19 protein-coding genes are annotated in these 23,218 nt (G+C 69.0%); 12 read left to right on the forward strand and 7 right to left on the reverse strand.

The window, feature by feature from the left end; translation table 11 throughout:
• Positions 1-24: 24 nt before the first annotated feature.
• Together EJP67_RS24595 and EJP67_RS24600 are read left to right on the forward strand one after the other, a co-directional pair.
• Positions 25-2,556, forward strand: coding sequence for a penicillin acylase family protein (locus tag EJP67_RS24595; protein WP_126024337.1), 2,532 nt, complete (start codon positions 25-27; stop codon positions 2,554-2,556).
• A 152-nt stretch (positions 2,557-2,708) separates the two neighbouring features.
• Entirely contained in the window at positions 2,709-5,192 is a 2,484-nt protein-coding gene (locus EJP67_RS24600; RefSeq protein WP_126024338.1) for a penicillin acylase family protein, read from the forward strand.
• Between the two features lie 27 nt (positions 5,193-5,219).
• On the opposite strand, the gene EJP67_RS24605 is transcribed toward EJP67_RS24600, so the two are convergent.
• The gene (locus EJP67_RS24605) at positions 5,220-6,464 is read right to left on the reverse strand and encodes an MFS transporter (RefSeq protein WP_165909692.1); all 1,245 of its coding nucleotides are present in this window, start codon (positions 6,462-6,464) and stop codon (positions 5,220-5,222) included.
• Between the two features lie 171 nt (positions 6,465-6,635).
• Here EJP67_RS24605 and EJP67_RS24610 point away from each other — a divergent pair, with 171 nt between their 5' ends.
• Positions 6,636-7,583, forward strand: a complete 948-nt coding sequence (locus tag EJP67_RS24610) for a GlxA family transcriptional regulator (RefSeq protein WP_126024339.1) — start codon at positions 6,636-6,638, stop codon at positions 7,581-7,583.
• A gap of 108 nt (positions 7,584-7,691) precedes the next feature.
• Entirely contained in the window at positions 7,692-8,546 is an 855-nt protein-coding gene (locus EJP67_RS24615; RefSeq protein ID WP_126024340.1) for an SDR family NAD(P)-dependent oxidoreductase, read from the forward strand.
• A gap of 22 nt (positions 8,547-8,568) precedes the next feature.
• On the opposite strand, the gene EJP67_RS24620 is transcribed toward EJP67_RS24615, so the two are convergent.
• The gene (locus EJP67_RS24620; RefSeq protein WP_126024341.1) at positions 8,569-8,823 is read right to left on the reverse strand and encodes a hypothetical protein; all 255 of its coding nucleotides are present in this window, start codon (positions 8,821-8,823) and stop codon (positions 8,569-8,571) included.
• 224 nt (positions 8,824-9,047) lie between these two features.
• Here EJP67_RS24620 and EJP67_RS24625 point away from each other — a divergent pair, with 224 nt between their 5' ends.
• From EJP67_RS24625 to EJP67_RS24650, 5 genes are all read left to right on the forward strand, one after another.
• On the forward strand, positions 9,048-10,157 hold the full coding sequence (locus tag EJP67_RS24625) for a BMP family ABC transporter substrate-binding protein (protein WP_126024342.1): 1,110 nt from the start codon (positions 9,048-9,050) through the stop codon (positions 10,155-10,157).
• A 233-nt stretch (positions 10,158-10,390) separates the two neighbouring features.
• Positions 10,391-11,677 (forward strand): guanine deaminase, encoded by a 1,287-nt coding sequence (gene guaD / locus EJP67_RS24630; protein ID WP_126024343.1) that lies wholly within the window; start codon positions 10,391-10,393, stop codon positions 11,675-11,677.
• A gap of 163 nt (positions 11,678-11,840) precedes the next feature.
• Positions 11,841-12,407: a dCTP deaminase gene (gene dcd / locus EJP67_RS24640; protein WP_019655140.1), complete on the forward strand. Its 567-nt coding sequence runs from the start codon at positions 11,841-11,843 to the stop codon at positions 12,405-12,407.
• A 99-nt stretch (positions 12,408-12,506) separates the two neighbouring features.
• On the forward strand, positions 12,507-13,385 hold the full coding sequence (gene ypfJ / locus EJP67_RS24645) for a KPN_02809 family neutral zinc metallopeptidase (protein ID WP_126024344.1): 879 nt from the start codon (positions 12,507-12,509) through the stop codon (positions 13,383-13,385).
• A gap of 131 nt (positions 13,386-13,516) precedes the next feature.
• Positions 13,517-14,983, forward strand: coding sequence for a DEAD/DEAH box helicase (locus EJP67_RS24650; protein ID WP_126024345.1), 1,467 nt, complete (start codon positions 13,517-13,519; stop codon positions 14,981-14,983).
• Between the two features lie 133 nt (positions 14,984-15,116).
• Here the strand turns inward: EJP67_RS24650 and EJP67_RS24655 are convergent, their stop codons facing one another.
• The 5 genes from EJP67_RS24655 to EJP67_RS24675 all read right to left on the reverse strand — a co-directional run bounded on the left by EJP67_RS24655 (position 15,117) and on the right by EJP67_RS24675 (position 19,952).
• Positions 15,117-15,350 carry a hypothetical protein gene (locus tag EJP67_RS24655; RefSeq protein ID WP_126024346.1) on the reverse strand — a complete coding sequence of 78 codons (234 nt, stop codon included), beginning with the start codon at positions 15,348-15,350 and terminating at the stop codon, positions 15,117-15,119.
• A gap of 141 nt (positions 15,351-15,491) precedes the next feature.
• Positions 15,492-17,123, reverse strand: a complete 1,632-nt coding sequence (locus tag EJP67_RS24660; protein WP_126024347.1) for a rhodanese-related sulfurtransferase — start codon at positions 17,121-17,123, stop codon at positions 15,492-15,494.
• Positions 17,120-17,734: a cysteine dioxygenase family protein gene (locus EJP67_RS24665; protein ID WP_126024348.1), complete on the reverse strand. Its 615-nt coding sequence runs from the start codon at positions 17,732-17,734 to the stop codon at positions 17,120-17,122. The genes EJP67_RS24660 and EJP67_RS24665 overlap by 4 nt, the downstream gene beginning before the upstream one ends.
• The gene (locus EJP67_RS24670) at positions 17,731-18,711 is read right to left on the reverse strand and encodes an ABC transporter substrate-binding protein (RefSeq protein WP_126024349.1); all 981 of its coding nucleotides are present in this window, start codon (positions 18,709-18,711) and stop codon (positions 17,731-17,733) included. Before EJP67_RS24670 ends, EJP67_RS24665 begins: the two co-directional genes overlap by 4 nt.
• Positions 18,708-19,952: an acyl-CoA dehydrogenase family protein gene (locus EJP67_RS24675; RefSeq protein WP_126024350.1), complete on the reverse strand. Its 1,245-nt coding sequence runs from the start codon at positions 19,950-19,952 to the stop codon at positions 18,708-18,710. Before EJP67_RS24675 ends, EJP67_RS24670 begins: the two co-directional genes overlap by 4 nt.
• 111 nt (positions 19,953-20,063) lie before the next feature.
• Here EJP67_RS24675 and EJP67_RS24680 point away from each other — a divergent pair, with 111 nt between their 5' ends.
• The 3 genes from EJP67_RS24680 (at position 20,064) to EJP67_RS24690 (ending at position 23,216) form a co-directional block, all read left to right on the forward strand.
• Complete coding sequence (locus tag EJP67_RS24680) at positions 20,064-21,065, forward strand: ABC transporter substrate-binding protein (protein WP_126024351.1); 1,002 nt, start codon at positions 20,064-20,066, stop codon at positions 21,063-21,065.
• A gap of 48 nt (positions 21,066-21,113) precedes the next feature.
• On the forward strand, positions 21,114-22,241 hold the full coding sequence (locus EJP67_RS24685) for an LLM class flavin-dependent oxidoreductase (RefSeq protein WP_126024352.1): 1,128 nt from the start codon (positions 21,114-21,116) through the stop codon (positions 22,239-22,241).
• Positions 22,242-22,388: 147 nt separating this feature from the next.
• Positions 22,389-23,216, forward strand: a complete 828-nt coding sequence (locus tag EJP67_RS24690; protein ID WP_126024353.1) for a class II aldolase/adducin family protein — start codon at positions 22,389-22,391, stop codon at positions 23,214-23,216.
• Positions 23,217-23,218 lie beyond the last annotated feature (2 nt).

Here is a 23,218-nt window from a genome sequence, read left to right on the forward strand (position 1 = left end):
GCATCAGCATCAACTGGAGACATCATGAGACTTTCGATCCGTCGCGGCGTCGTGCCGCCGTCGTTGCTCGCGCTCGCCGCCGCCGCGCTCACCGCCTGCGGTGGCGGTGGCGGAGGCAACGGCTTCGTGTTCTTCCCGTCCTCGCCATCCACGCCGACGAATCCGCCGGCCGAGGCCACCTACAAGGCCGAGATCCGCCGCACGTCCATGGGCGTGCCGCACATCAAGGCCGACAGCTGGCCGGGCGTTGGCTATGGCTACGGCTACGCGCAGGCGGAGGACGACCTGTGCACCATGGCCGACTCGTTCCTCACCTACCGCGGCGAGCGCTCGCAGTATTTCGGCGCCGACGCGAAGCTGGTGGCCAGCAGCACCATCGGCCTGCCGAAGAACATCGACTCCGACTTCTTCCACCGGCATGTCATCTCGGCCGACGTGCTGCAGAAGATGATCGACGCCCAGCCCGACAACCTGAAGAAGCTCGTCGTCGGCTTCGCGGCCGGCTACAACCGCTACGTGCGCGAGGTGAAGGTCGGCGGCACGGCCCATGCGGCCTGCCGCAACGAAGCGTGGGTGCAGCCCATCACCGCCGAGGACATCTACCGCCGCATGTACGCGGCGAACCTCGCGGGCGGCTACAGCAACTTCCTCGCGAACATCGCCAACGCGACGGCGCCTGCCGTGGTTGCGCCTACCAAGGTGTCGGCGCATCGTCCCGCCCACAGGAAGGCGGCGACGCAGATGGCGGCACTGAAGCTCGAGGAGCCCGAACTGCAGGTGGGCGGCCATGAGGGCGTGGGTAGCAACATGATCGGCTTCGGCACTGCCGCCACCGGCGATTCGAGCCCGCTGCTCTTCGGCAACCCGCACTGGTACTGGCGCGGGCCCGATCGCTTCTACCAGGCGCAGCTCACCATTCCGGGCGAGCTGAACATCAGCGGCACCTCGTTCCTCGGCATTCCGGTGATCCTCATCGGCTTCAACGACAACATCGCGTGGAGCCACACCGTGTCGACTGCGCGGCGTTTCGGCTTCTTCCAGCTGAAGCTCGCAGCGGGCGACACCACCAGCTACATGCGCGACGGCGCCGCGGTGAGGATGCAGCCTTCCACCATCACCGTGAAGGTGAAGGCCACCGACGGCGCGATGACGCAGGTCACGCGCACGCTCTACAAGAGCGAATACGGCCCGATGGTCAACCTGGCCCCGATGAACTCGGCACTGGCCTGGAGCCAGACCACCGCGCTCGCGATGCGCGACATCAACGGCGAGAACTTCCGCACCTTCCGCAACTGGCTGCGCTGGAACCAAGCGAAGTCGCTCGACGAGTTCATCGCTATCCAGCGCGAAGAAACCGCGATTCCGTGGGTCAATACCGTCGCCGTGGGCCGTGGCAGCGCCAAGGCCTGGTACGCCGACATCGGCGCGGTGCCCAACGTGTCGCCCGCGCAGGTCACCGACTGCACCACCCCGGCGGGCGCGTCGATGCAGGCCGTGCTGCCGCGCGTGCCGATCTTCGACGGCTCGCGCAGCGCCTGCGACTGGCAGACCGATGCCGACTCGGCGCAGAAGGGCGCCATCGCCGCATCGCGCATGCCCAGCCTGCTGCGCGACGACTACGTGGCGAACATGAACGACAGCTACTGGCTCGCCAACCCGAAGGCGCCGATGACCGGCTTCCCGCCCATCATGGGCCCGGCCGGCTCCGACCCCGTGAGTTTCCGCACCCGCATGGGCAACGTGCTGGCGCAGGGACGCATCGACGGCTCCGACAGCTACGGCGCGAAGGGCGCGACGCCCGACACCGTCAAGCGCATGGTGCTCAATAGCCGCGTGCTGACGGCGGAGCTGTTCAAGGCCGACGTGCTGCCGATCGTGTGCGACGGCACGCCCATCGCGGTGACCAAGGACCCGCTGACCACCGAGGCCATCGGCCCGAGCGTGGATGTGGGCGCTGCATGTACCGCGCTCACGGCATGGGACGGCACGGGCGTGACCGGCGCGAAGGGGGCGCACCTGTGGGACGAGTTCTGGAATCGCGCTTCGCAGATTCCCGCAGCTTCGCTCTACACCGTGCCCTTCGATCCGGCAGACCCGATCCATACGCCGCGCGGCCTCAACAGTGCCGCCAGCACCCAGCTTCGCGAGGCCTTCGGAGCCGCAGTGGCACGCGTGCAGGCCAGCGGCTACGCAGTGGATGCCCCACGCGGCGACTACCTGTTCGCCACGCGCGGCGGCAAGAAGATCCCGCTGTACGGCGGCTGCGGCGGGCCGGGCTACTTCACCATCGCCTGCTCGGAGAACCGGCTCGACAAGGGCGGCTACGCCATGGACGGCAACCCGAACGGCAACAGCTACATGCAGGTCGTGCGTTTCCCCGACGGCGGCGTGGAAGCCCACACCTTCCTGACCTTCTCGCTCTCGGACGACCCGGCCTCGGCGCACAACGGCGACTACACGCGCGCCTACAGCGAGGGCAAGTGGCTCAAGGTGCCTTTCTCCGAACCGGAGATCAAGGCCGACGCGAACTACACCAGCAAGTCGATCGCCGAGTGATCGGCGCCCGGCAATCCTGTCGGGCAGTGAAAAAATGAAAAAAGCGCGTGCGGGGCGCGCCGTCTGCCGCTGGCCGTAAGATCGGCGGCGAACGCGCCACGCACGCTCAGGGCTTACGCAGCTGCGCTCCTCATCCAACAGGAACACACTGCATGCGCCCAAAACTCAGAGGCGGCCTCCGGCCGCTTTTTCTCTTGCCGGTTGCCATGGCCCTTGCGGCCTGTTCAGGCATTTCGAGCCGGTCTTCGACTTCTCAGTTCGATGCCTCGGCACGAGTGGAGCCCTCCAGTCCCGAGGCACGCTCTGCGGGCTACCAGGCCGAGATCCGCCGCACCGCCATGGGCGTGCCGCACATCAAGGCCCGCGACTGGGCCGGCGCGGGCTATGGCTACGGCTACGCACAGGCCCAGGACAACCTTTGCACCATGGCCGACGGCTTTCTCACCTACCGCGGCGAGCGCTCCGAGTTCTTCGGGGCGCAGGCGAAGCCGCCAGCCAGCAGCACCATCGGCAAGCCCGCGAACATCGATTCGGACTTCTTCCATCGCCACGTGATCACGGACGAAGTGATCGACGCCATGGACCGCGCGCAGCCCGCGGCCATCCGGGGCATGGTCGAAGGCTTCGCCGCCGGCTACAACCGATACGTGCGCGACCTGAAGAGCGGTGCCGTGGACAAGGGCAATGCCCACGCGGCCTGCCGCAACGAAGCGTGGGTGCGGCCGGTGAGCGCCACCGACATCTTCCGCCGCATGTACGCCACCAACCTCGCGGCGGGCTACAGCAACTTTCTCTCGAACATCGCGAACGCGGCACCGCCCGGCGCCGGGGTGTCGTCGCCCGGGGCGAGCGACGCGCAGCCGATGGCGCTCCAGGTCGGCGGCACGGCGGGCGTGGGCAGCAACATGATCGGCTTCGGCACGGCCGCCACCGGCGATTCGAGCCCGCTGCTCTTCGGCAACCCGCACTGGTACTGGCGCGGGCCTGACCGCTTCTATCAGGCGCAGCTCACCATTCCGGGGCAGCTCGACGCGAGCGGCACCTCCTTCCTCGGCGTGCCGGTGCTGCTGATCGGCTTCAACAACGACATCGCGTGGAGCCACACCGTGTCGGCGGCGCGGCGCTTCGGCCTGTATCAACTCGCGCTCGTGCCCGGCGACGCCACCAGCTATCTGCGCGACGGCAAGCCCGTGAAGATGCAGGCCCGTGCCATCACTGTGAAGGTGAAGCGGGCCTCGGGCCGTGTCGAGCCGGTGACGCGCACGCTCTACGCCTCGGAATACGGCCCGCTCGTGAACCTGGGCGCAATCAATCCGGCGCTGGCCTGGAATCAGTCCGCTGCCTTCGCCATTCGCGACATCAACGCCGACAACTTCCGCACCTTCCGCACCTGGCTGCGCTGGGCGCAGGCGAAGTCGCTCGACGAGCTCATCGCCATTCAGCGCGAAGAAGCTTCGATCCCCTGGGTCAACACCGTGGCCGTGGGCCGCGGCAGCGCCAAGGCCTGGTACAGCGACATCGGCGCAGTGCCCAACGTTTCGCCCGAGCAGGTGGCAAGCTGCACCACGCCGGCCGGCAAGGCGATGGCGTCCGTGCTGCCGCGCGTGCCCGTGTTCGACGGCTCGCGCAGTGCCTGCGACTGGCAGACCGATGCCGATTCGGTGCAGAAGGGTGCCATTGGCGCCTCGCGCATGCCGAACCTGCTGCGCGACGACTACGTCGCCAACATGAACGACAGCTACTGGCTCGCCAACCCGACGGCGCCGCTCACGGGCTACCCGGCCATCTTCGGACCGACCGGCAGCGACGCGCAGAGCTTCCGGACGCGGCTCGGTCACCTCATCGCGCAGGGCACGGCCAAGGGCGCGACGGTCCAAGCAGTCGAGCGCGCGACGCTCGACAGCCGCGCCTACACCGCCGAGCTGTTCAAGGCCCCCGCGCTGGAGATGGTGTGCGGCGTGCCCCGCATCGAAGTGAAGGGTGACGCGCAGACCGGAGAGTCGTTCTCGCCGCCGCGCGGTGTCGATACCGGTCCCGCCTGCGAGGTGCTGAAGGCATGGAACAACACCGGCGTGGCCTCCGCGCGCGGCGCCCACGTATGGGACGAGTTCTGGGCACGCGTCGTGCGCCTGCCTGCCGACAAGCTCTATGCCGTGCCCTTCAGCGCGAACGACCCCATCGGCACGCCACGCGGCCTCAAGGCCTCGGCCGCCGACGACTTGCGCCAGGCCTTCGGCGCGGCCGTGCTGCGCGTGCAGGCCAGCGGCTACGCGCTCGACGCGCCGCGCGGCGAAGCTCTTTTCGTGACGCGCAACGGCCGCAAGGTGCCGCTGTACGGCGGCTGCGACACCCAGGGCTACTTCACCGTCATGTGCTCGGAGAACCCGCTCGACAAGGGCGGCTACACCATGGACGGCGACCCCAACGGCAACAGCTACATGCAGATCGTGCGGTTCCCCGCCGGCGGCGTCGAGGCCCACACCTTGCTGAGCTTCTCGCTGTCGGACGACCCGGCCTCGCCGCACAACGGCGACTACACGCGGGCCTACAGCGCCGGACAGTGGCTGCGCCTGCCGTTCTCCGAGTCGGAGATCAAGGCCGATGCTGCCTATAGCAGCGTGACCATTCGCGAGTGAGGGCGAGCGCGAAGCGGCTGCACTTCATCAGCGCCGCTTCGCCAGCCAGTTCCACGCGGCACCCGCGGCCATCAGCACGCAGGTGCCGAGGAACACGGCGCGCATGCCGATGTGCCCGCCCACGAAGCCGCCGAGCAGCGGCCCCGCCACCTGGCCCGTGTACTGCGCCGAAGTCGAGTAGCCCAGCATGTTGCCGGCCACGCGCTCGGGCACGTTGTGGCGGATCACGCTCGCGATGCACGGCAGCAGGCCGCCGAGCGACAGCCCCATCAGGAAGCGCAGCACCACCAGCTGCCAGCCCGAGGTGACGAAAGCCTGCGGCACCAGCAGCAGCGCCGACACCGCGAGGCAGCCGACGATCACGTTCCAGTGACCCACGCGATCGGCCAGCTTGCCCAGCCGCGAGGCCGAGAGGATGCTGCCCAGCGCAGCCGCCGACATCACGAGGCCGGCCATTATCGTCACGCGGTTCGGGTCTTCCACCAGCGTGGCGACGTAGACGGTGATGATCGGCTCGATCGACATGTTCGCCAGCATCAGCAGCATGCCGGTGAAGAGCATCGCGACGAGTGGGCGCTTGTCGGGTACGGCGGCCCAGCCGGTTTGCTCGGAGTTGTCGCTACCTTGCTTGCGCGCGGCAGGCGCCTTGCGCTCCTCGCGGATCAGGAAGGCCGTCGCGAGAAAGGCCACGAAGATGATCGCGCCCGCCGCGAAGAAGGTGGCGCGGATGCCGATCAGCGGCGGCAGCGCGCCACCGACCAGCGGTCCCACGAGGTTGCCCGCCATGATGGCCGACGACATCGTGCCCAGCGCCCAGCCCGTGCGGTCCTTGGGCGTCTGGGTGGCCACCAGCACCATCGAGCCCGAGGCGTAGCCGCCCAGCAGCCCCGCCAGCAGCCGAAGGCCCACCAGCTGCCACACATTGCCCGCGACGCCGATCAGCGCCATTGCAACCGCCATGCCCAGGCTCGCGCGGATCAGCATCGGCTTGCGCCCGTAGCGGTCGGCCAGCCGGCCCCACAGCGGCGCCACCAGCGCGGCGCTCAGGAAGGTGGCGCCGTACGCCGCGCCCGACCACTGGACGATGGCCGCGTGGTCCTTTACGCCAAGCTGCTCGACGTACAGCGGCAGGAAGGGCAGCAGCAGCGTCATCGCGATGATGGTCGTGAAGGAGCCGAACATGCAGACGGCGAGGTTGCGCTGCCAGTGGAGATTGGCGCCCTGCTCGGCGGAAGGGGCGGTCGTTGTTGCGGTTGTCGTCGGTTGCGTCATGGGGAACACCCATTGTGGGACGACGCATGCGCGATGGCGCTTGCCGATTGGCGGCGGCGGCCATCGCAGCGAGGCAAGGCATGCCGCGAGCCCCTGATGCCTGCGCGGTTGGACCAGGTCGCGTAGTCTCGCGTCCTGCATCGTTCGTAAACCTCCTTTCAGGACATCGCCATGAAACGCATCGGCGTGCTCGTCTTCCCCGGCTTCCAGATCCTCGACCTCGCCGCCATCGCCGCGTTCGAGCTTGCGAACATTCACGCCGGCAAGCCGGTCTACCAGGTCGAGCTCCTGTCGGAGGAGGGAGGCCTCGTGGCCAGTTCGTCGGGCGTGAGCACGGACAGCAGGCGCTTCGGCACGGCGAGGTACGACACGCTCGTGCTGAGCGGCGCGCTCTTCATCGCGCCCACCTCCGAGAAGATGTGCCGCTTCCTGCGCGCCGGGCTGCGCAATGCGCGCCGAGTGGCCAGCATCTGCACCGGCGCCTTCGGGCTGGCCGATGCGGGGCTGCTCGACGGCCGCAAGGCGACCACGCACTGGTCCTTCGCGGGCGAACTGCAGAAGCGCCATCCCGCGGTGAAGGTGCAGCCCGATCGCATCTTCATCAACGATGGGCCGGTGTGGACATCGGCCGGCATGACGGCGGGCATCGACCTCGTGCTGGCGTTGGTGGAGGAAGACCTCGGCGTGGAGGCGGCGCGCTTCGCGGCGCGCAAGCTGGTTGTCTACCACCGGCGCGCAGGCGGGCAGTCGCAGTACTCCGCGCTGCTGGAGCTGGAGCCCAAGTCCGACCGCATCCAGAAGGCGCTGGTGCATGCGCGGGCCAACCTGCGCGACACGCTGTCGGTGGAGGAACTGGCCGAGGTCGCGCACCTGAGCCCGCGCCAGTTCAGCCGTGCCTTCAAGGCGGAGACAGGCCAGTCGCCCGCGCATGCGGTGGAGAACCTGCGCGTGGAGGCGGCGCGTGCGCTGATCGACGAAGGCAGCCTCGCGCTCGGCGTGGTCGCGCGCGAAACGGGCTTCGGCGACCCCGAGCGCATGCGTCGCGCCTTCCTGCGCACGCTGGGGCAGCCGCCACAGAGCGTGCGACGCGTGGCGCGCCGGGAGGCGGCCGTGGCCTGAGCGGCAAGATGTCCTGAAAGGTGGCTTATATGACATTTACGCCATAGCCTTGCAGGAGGAGACTTCCCCACTGCCGCACACATCGATGCGGCGAAAAAGGAAAGCTCCATGACTGCAACTACTACTGCTGCTGCCGCTGCTTCGGCAAATTCCCCCAAGGGCACGGCCCTCGTCACCGGCGCGTCGTCCGGCATCGGCGCCGTGTACGCGGACCGTCTCGCGCGGCGCGGCTTCGACCTGATCCTGGTCGCGCGCAACCGCGAACGCCTTGAGGCGCTGGCAGCGAAGCTGGTGCGCGAAACCGGCCGCAAGATCGAGGTTCTTCCCGCCGACCTGATGAGCCGCAAGGACATCGCGCCAGTCGAGGCCGCGCTGCGCACCCGCAGCGACATCACCATGCTGGTGAACAACGCCGGCGTCGGCGCCGCCGCGCCGCTGCTGGCCTCCGACGTCGACAAGATGGAAGAGATGATCGCGCTCAACGTGAGCGTGCTCACGCGGCTCACCTATGCGGCCGTGCCCGGCTTCGTGGAACGCGGCGCAGGCACGCTGGTGAACATCGCCTCCATCGTCGCGATCTCGCCGGAGACGCTCAACGGCGTGTACGGCGGCAGCAAGGCCTTCGTCCTCGCGTTGAGCCAGTCGCTGCAGCACGAGCTCAAGGACAAGGGCGTGCGTGTGCAGGCCGTGCTGCCAGGCGCGACGGCTACCGAGTTCTGGGGCATCGCAGGCGTGCCGATGGAACACCTGCCCAAGGAGATCGTCATGACAGCGCAAGACATGGTCGACGCCGCCCTGGCGGGGCTCGACCAGGGCGAGCAGGTCACGATCCCCGCGCTGCCCGACCTGGCTGAGTGGGAGGCCTTCGATACGGCGCGGCGTGCGATGTCGGGGCGGTTGTCCAGCACCGCTCCCGCGGCGCGCTACCGCGTGGGCGCCGACTCCGCCGCGTCACCGGCGTGAGGTCGTACCGAGGTCTTTCAGTTCAGATGCGGTTGGTCCGGCGCGCGTAGAGCGCCGCCAGCGCCAGCCCCGTGGCCGCCGCGCCGCACCAGGCGAGGGCAGGGCTGCGCAGCATGCCTCGAATGCGCGCGCGGCGGCCCGGTTCGGCATGCAGGCCGCGTGCGGCACGTTCCTTGGGCGTGAGCGGCCGTGCCGCGTTCGGGTTTTCTTCGCCTTCAAGCACGGCTTGAGAGATGTCGAGCGGGGTCAGCGAGTCGTTGACGGTGGATGCGGTCATGGTGGCTGGCCTTCCTTTCTCTCTTTCTGGATAGTGAATCGATCGGTGCTGCAAGCCTCCTGCATCCCGGCGCATCGGGCCTGAGGCGAAGCGCTGACATTGAAGTAGGCCAACGCCCCGGCCGCATCGCGGACTGCGGCGCCGTTTAAAATCCCGCCCCTCGCAATCGGGCGTCCCGGCCGGTTGCGGGGTTTTGCATCTCCGGGGCCATGTAGAGGAACACCATGTACAAAAACCTCGCGGGCCGCGCCGTTCTGGCGCTGGCGGCCGCCGGCTTTTTATCCCCCGCTTTTTCACAACAGCAGCCACAGCAGCAGGCCCAGGCGCCGCTGAAGATCGGGTTCGTCTACGTCACGCCTGTCACCGACGCCGGCTGGGTGCGCCAGCACGAGGAAGGCCGCAAGGCCGTCGAGGCCGCACTGGGCGCCAGGGTCAAGACCACCTACGTCGAGAACGTGGCCGAGGGCGCCGATGCGGAGCGCGTGATCCGCGACCTCGCGCAGCAGGGCAACAAGCTCATCTTCACGCCGAGCTTCGGCTACATGGAGCCGACGATGAAGGTCGCGAAGGACTTCCCCGACGCGAAGTTCGAGTCGATCACCGGCTACAAGACCGCGCCCAACGTGGCGACCGCCAACGCGCGCTATTACGAAGGCCGCTACTTGGCGGGCATCGCGGCCGGACGCATGACGAAGACCAACACAGCGGGCTATGTCGCGGGCTTTCCGATTCCGGAAGTGCTGCAGGGCATCAACGCCTTCACGCTGGGCATGCGCTCGGTGAACCCCTCGGCGCAGGTGCGCGTGGTGTGGCTCAACGAATGGTTCGATCCGCCCAAGGAGCGTGACGCCGCCATGGCGCTGTTCAACCAGAACGCCGACGTCGTCGCCTTCCACACCGGCTCCACCGCCGTGATGGCGGCGGCGCAGGAGCGCGGAAAGCTGGCCATCGCCTACCACTCCGACATGCGCAGGATCGCGCCCGACGCGCAGGTCGTCGCGGTCACGCACCAGTGGGGCGGCTACTACGCGCAGCGCGCGAAGGCGGTGCTCGACGGCAGCTGGAAGAGCGGCAACCTCTGGGGCGGCGTGAAGGAAGGGATGATCCGCGTCGGCGATTTCGGCACCAAGGTACCGAAGGCCGTGCAGGACGAGGTGCTGGCGCGGCAGAAGGACATCGCGGCGGGCAGGCTGCAGCCGTTCCGTGCTGTTTCGGCGGACGTGCGCGACAACGAGGGCCGCGTCGTGATCGCCAAGGGCGCGCAACTGAACGACGAGCAGATCCTGACGATGAACTGGCTGGCCGAGGGCGTGCAGGGGCGGGTCGGGCGCTAGCCCGGCTGGCGCCCGTCGCGAGAAACGCGAGGCAGCAGAGCCTTGATGCGCTGGCGAAGCAGCGCGGGCGTGACGGTCGGAGTCATCGCCAGCGGGCGTGCCCTTCGACATCCAGTCGCGCGCGCTGCCGCGTTAGGTAGGTGCGGCTCCGCGGCGAGTGCGCTGCGCATATAGCACTCATACGCCCATGGAAATTGCGGTGGGGCGGCGCTGGATTACCCTCCGCAACCACGATGAAAAAAGCCTACCGCGCCTCCCTCCTGCGCTTCGACGCCGCCGGCCAGCCCGTTTTCGACGAGGACGGCCTGCTGGTCGTCGCCCCCGACGCCACCGGCCGCCAGCGCGTGCTCGATGCCGGCAGCCATGCCGACCTCGCGGCCCGCCATCCCGGCGCACACACGACCCACCTGCCGGGGCGCATCCTCGCGCCGGGATTCGTGGACATGCACATCCACTATCCGCAGACCGACATCATCGGCTCGCCGGCGCCGGGCCTGCTGCCCTGGCTCGAGAACTACACCTTTCCCGCGGAGAGCAAGTTCGCCGACCCCGCGCATTCGAACGAAGTGGCGCAGTTCTTCCTCGACGAGCTGCTGCGCAACGGCGTGACCACCTCGCAGACCTTCGCGACTTCGCACGTGGCCTCGGTCGACGCGCTCTTCGAGGGCGCGCAGCGCCGCGGCATGCGCCTGATCACCGGCAAGGTGCTGCAGGACCGCCACTCGCCCGACGGCGTGCGCGACGAAACCGAGCAGAGCCTGGTCGACACCGAGGCGCTGATCCGCAAGTGGCACAAGGTCGACCGGCTGGGCTACGCCATCACGCCGCGCTTCGCGCCCGCGAGCACCGACGCCCAGATGCGCGGCGCGGGCGAGCTGGCCGCGAAGTACGCCGACACCTGGATCCAGTCGCACGTGGCGGAGAACCGCGACGAGGTGAGCTGGGTGCGCGAGCTGTACCCGAAGGCGCGCTCCTACCTCGACGTGTATGCAGGCTTCGGCCTGATGCGCGAGCGGGCCGTGTACGCCCACTGCATCTACCTCGACGAGGCCGACCGCGCCCTGCTGCGCGAGACGAAGACGGCGGCCGCGGTGAGCCCGACCAGCAACCTGTTCCTGGGCAGCGGCTTCTTCGACTTCGGCGCGGCCGACCGCGTGGGCTACCCCTACGGCCTGGCCAGCGACGTGGGCGGCGGCACCAGCTTCAGCCCTTTCCACACCATGATGGCCGCCTACTACGTCGGCCGTGAGGGCCAGACCAAGGCCGGCCTGAGCATCGCGCCGTCGGAACTCTGGTGGCGCCACACCGGCGGCGCCGCGCGCGCCCTGGGGCTCGACGGCGTGGTCGGCAACCTGCAGCCGGGCTGCGAGGCCGACTTCCTGGTGCTGAATCCGGCGGCCACGCCGCTGCTGGCTCGCAAGACGAAGCAGGCGAACTCGCTGGAGGAAATGCTCTTCGCGATGATCGTTCTGGGCGACGACCGGCTGGTCGAGCGCGCGGTGATCTCGCAGGCCGGCTAGGGCCCGGGAGGGCGGACCCGCCCATGCCACAATCGCCGACCCAGCGAGCGCGGCGAAACCCTTTCCAGGAACACCGCGGAACCGGCTTTGCCGGGCCGCTGGTGTTGCCCCTCGAGGGGTTGGCGTAGCGACACGAAGTGCGCGAAGACTGGGGTGTTTTTCAATGTCTATCAAGAGCGACAAATGGATCCGGCGCATGGCCGAGCAGCACGGCATGATCGAGCCTTTCGAGCCCGGCCAGGTGCGCGAGGCCTCGGGCCACAAGATCATCAGCTACGGCACCTCGAGCTACGGCTACGACATCCGGTGCGCGCCTGAATTCAAAGTCTTCACCAACATCCACAGCACGGTGGTCGACCCGAAGAACTTCGACGAGAAGAGCTTCGTGGACATGCACGGCGACTACTGCATCATCCCGCCCAACAGCTTCGCGCTGGCACGCACCGTCGAATACTTCCGCATCCCGCGCAACGTGCTGACCATCTGCCTGGGCAAGAGCACCTATGCGCGCTGCGGCATCATCGTCAACGTGACCCCCTTCGAGCCCGAATGGGAAGGCTACGTGACGCTCGAATTCAGCAACACCACGCCGCTGCCCGCCAAGATCTATGCGGGCGAGGGCTGCGCGCAGGTGCTGTTCTTCGAGAGCGACGAGGTCTGCGAAACCAGCTACAAGGACCGCGGCGGCAAGTACCAGGGCCAGCGTGGCGTGACCCTGCCGAAGACCTGATCGGTTCGGCATAAGCGCTTACACGGGTGCGCCGCACCCGAAGTACCATCCTGCGGTCACCGGCCATCACTCCTGCAAAAGGCCGGCAAGGAGAGCGCGATGAGATGGGAAGGCAACGAACAATCGGACAACGTCGAGGACCGCCGCGGTGAAGGAGGCGGAGGCGGCTTCATCGGGGGCCGCGGCATCGGCATCGGGACCATCGCGGTCGCGCTGATCGCCGGCTGGGTCTTCGGCATCAACCCGCTCACGGTGCTGAGCCTGCTCAGCGGCGGCGGTGGCCCGGCCCAGGTGCAACAGCAGCAACAGGGGCCCGCGCCCCGGCCGCCGTCGAACGACCGCGAGGCGGCCTTCGTTTCGACCGTGCTCAAGAACACAGAAGTTGTCTGGACGGATATCTTCCGCAAGAACGGCGGCACCTACCATCCGCCGCGGCTCGTGCTGTTCCGCAACGCGACGCCCACGGCCTGCGGCACAGGGCAGTCGGCCATGGGTCCGTTCTACTGCCCTGGCGACCAGAAGGTCTACATCGATCTCGGCTTCTACGACACGCTCAAGAACCAGCTCGGCGCGCCGGGCGAGTTCGCGCAGGCCTACGTCATCGCGCACGAGGTCGGCCATCACGTGCAGGACGAACTGGGCATCACCGCCAAGGTCGACGGCATGCGCAGCCGCCTGAGCCAGACGCAGAACAACGCGATGAGCGTGCGCGTCGAGCTGCAGGCCGACTGCTTCGCGGGCGTGTGGGCCCATCATTCGCAGGAGTCGAAGAAGTGGCTCGACCCGGGCGACATCGAGGCCGCCATGAATGCCGCGCAGAAGATCGGCGACGATGCGCTGCAGCGCTCCGCGGGCCGCGCGGTGGTGCCCGACAGCTTCACCCATGGCTCCAGCGCCCAGCGCCAGCGCTGGTTCGGCACGGGCTACCAGAGCGGCGACATCAAGGCCTGCGACACCTTCAATGCACGCAGCCTCTGAGCTGCGGTAGCTGCAAGCGCCCGTTGAAGCTGGCTTAAATGCTATGAAATAAATAGCAATTTGGCCGGCGCGGGCGTTGTCATGGCGCGGTCACTGCCGTTTTTTGCGGCAATGCGACAATAGCGGGCTCAATGACAAGCTCCTTCTCCAATCTACTGCTGGCTGAACCGCTGGCGCGCGCCGTGGCCGAAATGGGCTACGAGACCATGACTCCGATCCAGGCGCAGGCCATTCCGGTCGTGCTCTCGGGCCAGGACGTGATGGGCGCCGCCCAGACCGGCACCGGCAAGACGGCGGCTTTCTCCCTCCCGCTGCTGCAGCGCATGCTCAAGCATGAAAACGCCTCGACCTCGCCCGCGCGGCATCCGGTCCGGGCCCTGGTGCTGCTGCCCACGCGCGAGCTGGCCGACCAGGTTGCGCAGCAGATCAAGCTGTATGCCAAGTACACCAACCTGCGCAGCACGGTGGTGTTCGGCGGCATCGACATGAAGCCGCAGACGCTGGAACTGAAGAAGGGCGTCGAAGTGCTGGTGGCCACGCCGGGCCGGCTGCTCGATCACATCGAAGCCAAGAACGCGGTGCTCAACCAGGTCGAGTACGTGGTGCTCGACGAGGCCGACCGCATGCTCGACATCGGCTTCCTGCCCGACCTGCAGCGCATCCTGAGCTACCTGCCCAAGCAGCGCACCACGCTGCTGTTCTCCGCGACCTTCTCGCCCGAAATCAAGCGGCTGGCCGGCAGCTACCTGCAGAACCCGGTCACCATCGAAGTGGCACGGCCCAACGAGACGGCTTCCACCGTCGAGCAGCATTTCTACAGCGTGGCCGACGACGACAAGCGCCGCGCGCTCAGGCAGATCGTGCGCCAGCGCGGCATCACGCAGGCCTTCGTCTTCGTCAACAGCAAGCTTGGCTGCGCGCGGCTCGCGCGTTCGCTGGAGCGCGATGGCCTTCGCACCTCGGCCCTGCACGGCGACAAGAGCCAGGACGAGCGCCTGAAGTCGCTCGCGGCCTTCAAGGCCGGCGAGGTCGACCTGCTGGTGTGCACCGACGTCGCGGCCCGCGGCCTCGACATCAAGGACGTGCCCGCCGTCTTCAACTTCGACATTCCGTTCAACGCAGAAGACTACGTGCACCGCATCGGCCGCACCGGCCGCGCCGGCGCCTCGGGCCTGGCAGTGAGCTTCGCCAGCGGCGGCAACGATGCCCGCCTGGTGGCCGACATCGAGAAGCTGATCAAGAAGAAGATCGAACTCGAGCCCGTCGAATTCGAGGAGGACCGCCCGCGCGGCCGCATCAACGACGGACGCCGCCACTGGCGCGAGGAAGGCGAGGCGGGCGATGCACGCGACGTGCTCGACCAGCCGCGCGAACGCCGCGACGCCGACGCCCGTCGTGGCGGCGGCGGACGCCCGCATCGCGCACCCGCGGCGCCGCGCGACCCGTTCTTCGACAAGCCCTACGAGCCCGGCCAGCCCGACGCGACGCCGGCATGGGAAGCCGCCGCCAAGGCCTCGACGCCCGGACGCGGCATCTCCAGCAACATCAAGTCCAAGCGCAAGGTCCCGGCCCTGTTCAAGAGCGCCGAGCCGAGCTGATCGCCCGACAGGGCACTGGCGCTCCCTTTTTCTGATTCGAGAACACCGAGGAACCGGCTTTGCCGGGCCTCAGGTATCGCCCCCGTTAGGGGGCGCAGCGACACGAAGTGCGCGCAGCCGGGGGCGAGCCCGGTCACCTCCAGCCGCGATGCCAGCCGTATTGCGGGTGGTGCCAGCCCCAGCCATAGCGCGGGTGATATGCCCACACGAAGCCGACGCCCGGCGATACATACGTAGGCGCCACGTAGGCCACGCCAGGAGGCGCCGCGTACACGGGGGCGGGGGCGGCCGGCGCGACCACGCAGCCGGTGAGCGTGGCCGCCAGCACGGCGGTGGCGGACACTGCAAGAAGAGATGGGAATCTCATGGCAAAGCTCCTGGAACGAGTTGTTGTCGGTGTGAACCTCCAACGTCGTCCAGTACCGCCGGATGACGGCCTTTACCCGGGCGACACACTGTGACCGGCGTGTCTCTTTCCTTTCAGAACGCTTTCGCGCTTGCCAGGTCTTCAGATCGCCTTGAAATGGTGCGTTCCATCGCGACCCAACTGCGCGACAAGGCCGTACTCCCAATCCAGGTAAGCCTGCATCGCCTCGGCTGGCGCATCGGTGCCTTCATAGGGGCGGCGATAACGGTCGGTGCGCGCGGTCGCGAGGCGGGTTTCGCCGCTCTCCTGGTCGAGGCCCGCGGCGAACCATGCCGCATTGCCGCCGGCCAGTACCAGCACCTGCGCATCGCGCTGGCCGCGAGCATCGAGCAGTGCGCGCAGGTCGGCCGCGGCATAGCGGGCGAGCAGGCTGCTGCCGCAGGTCAGCACGTAGCGCGACGAGGGCGGGATGGCCGTGTCGATCGCCTGCGGCAACTGCGCGCGGATCGCATACCAGGCGCCCGGGATGTGGCGCTTCACGTAGTTGGCGCTGGTGGTCACGTCGATCACCGCGGTGCCCGGCTGCTTCAGCAGCGCAGCCAGCTCGGCCGGTGCGATCTCGCTCACCGCGACGGCAACCGGGGGGTATGCGCTCACGGGAGTAGTTGTCTCGCTGAAGTCGGCCGCTGCCGGCACCGTATCGAGCACATAGACCTCCCACCCCATCTGCGCCAGCCATGACGCACTCATCGATGCGCGCACGCCGTCGTCGTCCGCCAGCACGATGCGCGCACCGCGCACCGGCACCTGGTGATCGGTTTCCTGCACCAGCTGCCCGCCGGGCGCGCTGGCGAAGCCGGGCAGGTGGCCCGCCGCATATTCCCCGGGCGTGCGCACGTCGAAGCGGTAGACGGTGCGTCCGGGCGCTTCCAGTGTGTGCAGGGCGTCCAGCGCGATGCGATGCACGCCCGCCTTGTCGGCCACGCGTCGCGCATCGGCCTGCGCCTGCGCGCGATGGGCTTCGGACACGGCCGCCGGGGCCTGCCTGTCCGCGCCGTGGTCGAGCACCTGTCCGGCCAGCTTCCAGCCGATGGTGCCGTTGCGCAGCGCCGCCACGGGGTTCGGGATGCCCGCATTCACCAGCGACTGCGTGCCGATGATGCTGCGGGTGCGGCCCGCGCAGTTCACGATCACCCGCGTCGCCGGATCGGGCGCCAGCTCACGCACGCGCAGCACCAGCTCCGCGCCCGGCACGCTCGTGGCCGAGGGAATGCTCATCGTCTGGTATTCGTCGAAGCGGCGCGCGTCGAGCACCACCACGTCGGCCTTCGCGTCGATCAGCGCCTTCACCTCGGGCGCCGAGAGCGACGGCGTGTGCCGCTCGTGCTCGACCAGCTCGCCGAAGGACTTGCTCGGCACGTTCACGTCGCGGAACAGTTCGCCGCCGGCCTTGCGCCAGCCTTCGAGGCCGCCGTCGAGCAGGTGCACGTTGGTGTAGCCCAGGGCGGCGAGGGTGCGCGCGGCCTGCGGCGCGAGGTCGGTGCCGGCGTGTTCGCCGTACAGCACGATGAGCGTGTCGCGCCGCGGAATGCGCCGCCAGGCCTCGATCTCGATGCGCGACAGCGGCAGGTTGGCTGCCCACAGCGGGTGCTCCTGCGCGAACGGGTCTTCCTCGCGCACGTCGAGCAGCGCGGTCTCGTCGCGGGCGATGAGCCGCTCGCGCACGGCGGCGTAGGAAAGAACGGGAAAGCTGTTGGCGGTGGTCGTCGTCATGCGTCTGTCGAGGCTCTGAGTTCTGCGCTGCGGTCCCACAGGTTGGGCAGCAGCGTGTTGGAGTAACCGGAGACGAAGGGCTTGCGGCCGCCCTCCGCCGGGTAAGTATGCCGCCGCACGGCGCCGATGTTCGCGCCGTACACGTGGATGCTGATCGAGACCCGGTCGGCGTGCGCGTTGTGCACGCGGTGCAGGTCACCGACGGTGGGCGACACCGCCTCCACCTGGCCGGGGTCGAGCCGCACCGCCTCGCCATGCGGGCGCGCGTGGCCGTCGGCGCCCAGCGCATAGCCCTGGCTGTACTCCGAGCCGCGCAGCATGCCGATCAGTCCCCACACCGTGTGGTCGTGCACCGGCGTGGCCTGCCCCGGTCCCCACACGAAGCTCACGACCGAGAAACGCTCGGTGCTGTCGGCGTGCAGCAGGAACTGCCGGTAGTACACGGGGTCGGGTTGTGCGAAGGCTTCCGGCAGCCAGTCGTCGCGCGACACCAGCTTGCGCAGCAGCTCGCCGCCTTCCGAAAGAATGCGCGGCTCGTCGGGCGCGCCATCGAGCAGCCTGCCGAAGGCGCCGACGAATTCGCGAAGTGGGGTCAGGGAGTTTGTCGTCATGCGGGGCGTTTCCAGACCCCAGTGTCGGTGATTGCGCGCACGTCCACCCGCACCGGCAGGATGCCGTCCCGCGCCGAGCGGTCGGCCACCGTCTGCAGCGCGGCGATGTCGGCCTCGCTCACCGGCCGTCCCGCCACCGAGGCCCGCGCGGTGATGATGCGCGACGACTCGATGGGCAGCCGCGTGAGCTGGCTGTAGGCCTGGGCATATGCCTCGGGATTGGCCAGCGCCCAGTCGCCCGCGCGCGCGAGCCGGTCGAGGAACTGCACGATGGCCGCGCGCTTGGCAGGGTCGGCCAGCGAAGACTCGGTGGCCGTGATGAAGCCCAGCGCGGTGTTGATGCCGCGCCCGTCGCGCAGGATGCGCCCGCCCTGCTGCAGGGCGATGGTGTAGTAGGGGTCGAAGATGGCCCAGGCGTCGATCTGCTTCGAGGCGAAGGCGGCCGCCGCGTCGGTGGGCAGCACGAACTTCACCGTCACCTCCTCGCGCTTCACGCCGGCCTCTTCGAGCGCGCCGTAGAGCTGGTACTGCGAGATGCTGCCGCGCGCTGAAGACACGATCACCGTCTTGCCGCGCAGGTCCGCGACGCTGCGCAGCGGCGAATCGGGCTGCACCACGATGCCCAGCGATTCGGCCTTGCCGACGCGCGTGGCGACGATCTTCAGCGGCGTCTTGCCCACGGCTGCGGCAAGCACGGGCAGGTCGCCGGCCATGGCGGTGTCCACCGCCGAGCTGCGCTGCGCCTCGAAGAGCGGCGCGGCGCCCTGGAAGTTGGCCCAGCGGTAGGCAAAGGGGGCACCGTCGAGCGCGCGCGAGGCCTCGAACAGCGAGCGCAGGCCACCGGCCTGGTCGCCGAGCACCAACGCGGTCTGGGGCTGCGCAAAGGCGCGCAGCGAGCCGGCAGCGGTCAGCGACAGCGCGGCGCCTTGCTTGATCCAGCCACGCCGTGATGACCTGGAGAAGAGTGCAGACGTCATGCCGTAGCCCCCGAAGACAACAGCGCGCGCTTGCCCGCCGCCACCAGAATCGCGTCGTTCTGCGGCGTGTGGATGCGGCTGCACAGCACGTCGCGGTAGTGCCGCTCCAGCGGGTTGCGCCGCGAGAGGCCGTGGTTGCCGCTCAGCTGCAGCGCGAGCTCGACCACGCGGATCGCGTTGCCCGTCACCGTGTACTTGAGCAGGCCGCTGTCGGTGGCCGGCTGCGCATGGCCGCCGTCGACCGCTGCGGCGGCGTCGGCTAGCAGCACGCGGTTGGTGCGCAGCAGCGCCTCGATCTCGCCGACGTGCTCCTGCACGCGCGGCAGACTGGCCAGCGGCGCGCCGAGGCTGCCAGGCGCGCGCCGGTTCAGGAAGTCGACCAGCCAGTCGCGCGCGGCTTGCGCCACCGCGTCGTAGAGGCTGCCGAGCAGCACGGTCATCCACGCCTGCTGCGTGGCGTGGGCGTCGATGTCGGTCTGGCTGCCCGCGTCGGGCGCCCAGTCGGCCGGCGCGCGCAGGTCCACCGCATGGTCGGCATCGATGGCGACGTTCTCGAAGACGACTTCGTGGCTGCCCGAGGCGCGCAGGCCCAGGTGGTCCCAGCTCGCGATCACGCGCACGCCGGGTGCGTTGCGCGGCACCAGGAACACGCCGGTGCGCGGCTGCGCCTCGTCCGTGCGCGCCCACACGGCGAGCCAGCTCAGGCCTTCGATGCCGGTGGTATAGAGCTTGTGGCCGTCGATCTTCCAGCCGTCGCCGTCGCCGTCGCCATCACGCCGCGCGACCGTGCCCGGCAAGCCGCCGCGCGCGGGCGAGCCCAGCGCCGGCTCCACGCGCAGCGCGTTGATGAGCGCGCCGTTCTCCACCGCATCGCGCGCCACTCGCTCGCGCAGGTGCGCGGGCCAGCGGCTGTCCGGGCGCGTCAGCGCATGGTGCTGCAGGTAGGTCATCGTGAGGATCAGCGCCGTGGCCGGCTCGCCGCGCGCCACCGCCGAGATCACGCGCCGGGCCGTCGCCAGCGTGGCGCCGCCGCCGCCGTGCTCGGCGGGCGCGACCAGGCCGATCAGGCCGCGCGCCTGCAGCGCCGCGAAGTTCTCGCGAGGGAAGGCGCCGCTCAGGTCGTGGTCGGCGGCGGTGGCGGCGAACTGGGCCGTGAGGCGGGCCAGCACGGAAGCATCGACGGTGGCGGGGGAGGGGTGTTCGGGCGCGGCGCTGGCGCGGCGCAAGGGAAGTGCACTCATGGTTTCCGCACGGTAGCGGCCCGCCCGCCGCGCGAAAACGACGCATCCCGCATATGCAAACTCGTTTTTCTGCGTTCGTTTCCGCGCGGCGCCTGGTTACGGTCCGGGTGCATGAAATCAGACTCTCTTCCGGACCGTCGCCGGCTGCTGCAGACCGCCGCGGCGCTCGCCGCCACCGGCTCTGGCAGCTGGGCGCAAGCCACTGCGCCATCACGCGACCTCTCTGGCGTCACGTTGCGCGTGGGCACCTACAAGGGCCTGTGGCGGCCGTTGCTCACTGCGTCGGGCCAGGCCGGCACGCCGTACAAGATCGACTGGCGCGAGCTCAACAACGGCGTGCTGCACATCGAGGCCATCAACGGCGACGCGCTCGACCTCGGCTCGGGCAGCGAGATTCCGCCGGTGTTCGCGGCGCGGCAGAAATCCAGCGTGAAGCTGGTCGCCGTCACGCACGAGGACTTGAACAACCAGGCCACCTTGGCGCGCAAGGACGCGCCGATCCGCAGCATCGCCGACTTCAAGGGCAAGCGCGTGGGCTACGTACGCGCCACCACTTCGCACTACTACCTCGCCAAGCAGCTGGCCGAGGCGGGCCTCACGTTCAACGACATCCAGGCCGTGAGCCTCACGCCTTCGGACGGCCTCTCGGCCTTCGCGCGCGGCGACCTCGATGCCTGGGCCATCTACGGCTACAACGGCCAGCTCGCGCGCACCCAGTACGGGGCGCGGGTCATCAAGACCGGCGTGGGCTATCTCTCGGGCAACTTCCCGATCTACGCCAATCCGCGCGCGCTCGACGACCAGCTTCGCCGCGCCGCGCTGGCCGACCTGCTGCAGCGGCTGCAGCGTTCGTTCGCGTGGATCAACGGCAATTTCCTCGCCTACGCCCGCGCCCAGTCGGCCGAGACGCGCGTGCCGGTGGGCGACATCGTCGAGCTGTTCAACCGCCGCAGCGGCGACTACAGCCTGGGCCCCGTCAGCGACGCGGTGGTGCGCAGCCACCAGGACGTGGCCGACACCTTCCTGAAGATCGGCGTGCTCGACGGCCCGGCCGATGTGAAGCCGCTGTGGGACCGCAGCTTCGAGAGCGTGCTGCGCCTGCCGGCCGCATGACACCCTGACAACCATTTCCCGCCAACAGATACAGACAAGGACAGCACCATGAGCCAGCAGTCACAGCAACAAGACAGCGTCGTCGAATTCATCGGCATGATCCAGGGCCAGAAGGTCTCGGAGATCCATCCGGCCAAGGGCCCCTCGCTCGACCGCGACTACGTGCGCGCCTTCGCGCAGGCCCATGAGACGGCGGGCTTCGACCGCGTTCTCGTGCCGCACCACTCGACCAGCCCCGACGCGACGCTCACCGTGGCCTACGCCGCCTCGGTCACCGAGCGCATCCACTTCATGCTCGCGCACCGCCCAGGCTTCGTCGCGCCCACGCTGGCCGCGCGGCAGTTCGCCTCGCTCGACCAGTTCAGCGGCGGCCGGCTCGCGGTGCACTACATCTCCGGCGGCTCCGACGAGGAGCAGCGCCGCGACGGCGACTGGCTCGACCACGACCAGCGCTACGCGCGCACCGACGAGTACCTCGAGGTGCTGCACAAGGTGTGGACGGCGGAGAAGCCCTTCGACCACGAAGGCGCGCACTACCGCTTCCAGAACGCCTTCTCCGAAGTGAGGCCGCTGCAGACGCGCAACGGCAGGCCGCACGTGCCGGTGTACTTCGGCGGCGCCTCCGAAGCCGCCATTCCGGTGGCCGGCAAGTACGCCGACGTGTACGCGCTGTGGGGCGAATCGCTGGACCAGGCGCGCGAACTCACCGCGCGCGTGCGCGCCGAGGCGGCCAAGCACGGGCGCAGCGTGCGCTTCTCGGTGTCGTTCCGCCCGATCCTGGCGCAGACCGAAGAGGCCGCATGGGCGCGCGCCGAGAACATCCTGGCCGAGACCAAAAGGTTGCGCGTGGTGCAGGGCTACAACCGCGGCGGGCCCCAGCAGAGCGAAGGCGCCAAGCGCCTGCTGGCTGCGGCGGAGAAGGGCTCACGGCTCGACAAGCGGCTGTGGACGGCGGTCGCGCAGGAGATCGGCGGGCGCTCCAACAGCACCGCGCTGGTCGGCACGCCGGAGCAGGTGGCCGACGCGCTGCTCGACTACTACGACCTGGGCGTGACCACCTTCCTGATCCGCGGCTTCGACCCGCTGGAAGACGCGCTGGACTACGGCCGCGAGCTGATTCCGCGCACGCGCGAGCTGGTGGCGCAGCGCGCGGCCTCGGTCCGCAAGGCCGCCTGACCCCGCATCTCTCCCTCCCCCTCTGGGGGAGGGCGGAGGTGGGGGCAAGCGGCCTCGAACACCGTCATGGCGTTGAAGCCGTCGAGCCCCCATCCCAACCTTCCCCCAGAGGGGGAAGGAGCAAAAAACCGACACCCAGGAAATTCCATGAGCGCAGTTCTTTCCATCGACCGCAGCGCGGCCTCGCAGCCGCTGAAGCTCAACCCGAACCCGCAGCAGAAGTACTGGTTCGACCCGGTGCCGCCGCGCACCACCGTGCAGGCGGAGCGCCGCCACCGGCAGGAGCGCCTGGCGGGCGCCTTCCGCCTGTTCGCGCGCTTCGGTTTCGCGCAGGGGCTGGCCGGCCACATCACGGCGCGCGACCCGGAGCTCACCGACCACTTCTGGGTCAATCCCCTGGGCATCCATTTCTCGCGCATCAAGGTCTCCGACCTGCTGCTCGTCAACTCGAAGGGCGAGACCGTGATCGGCGACAGGCCGCTCAACAAGGCGGCCTTCGCGATCCACGCGGCCATCCACGAGCACAACCCGAAGATCGTCGCCGCCGCCCACACGCACTCGACCTACGGCAAGGCCTGGTCGACGCTGGGCCGCAAGCTCGACACCATCACGCAGGACAGCTGCGTGTTCCACGACGACGTGGCGCTGTTCGACGACTTCACCGGCATGGTGGTCGACACCAGCGAGGGCGAGCGCATCGCCCAGGCGCTGGGTGACAGGAAGGGCGCCATCCTCAAGAACCACGGCATCCTCACGGCGGGGCCCACGGTGGAAGCCGCCGCGTGGTGGTACATCGCGCTGGACAACGCCTGCCACACGCAGCTGCTGGCCGAGGCCGCCGGCAAGCCGCAGCCCATCGACGAAGCCACCGCGCGCCACACGCACGACCAGATCGGCGGGCCCGAAGGCGCCATCCATTCCTTCGACAGCCTCTACGAAGGCCTGGTCGAGGCCGAGCCCGAACTGCTGCTCTGACG

This window comes from Variovorax guangxiensis (assembly GCF_003952165.1).
Lineage (GTDB): Bacteria > Pseudomonadota > Gammaproteobacteria > Burkholderiales > Burkholderiaceae_C > Variovorax > Variovorax guangxiensis.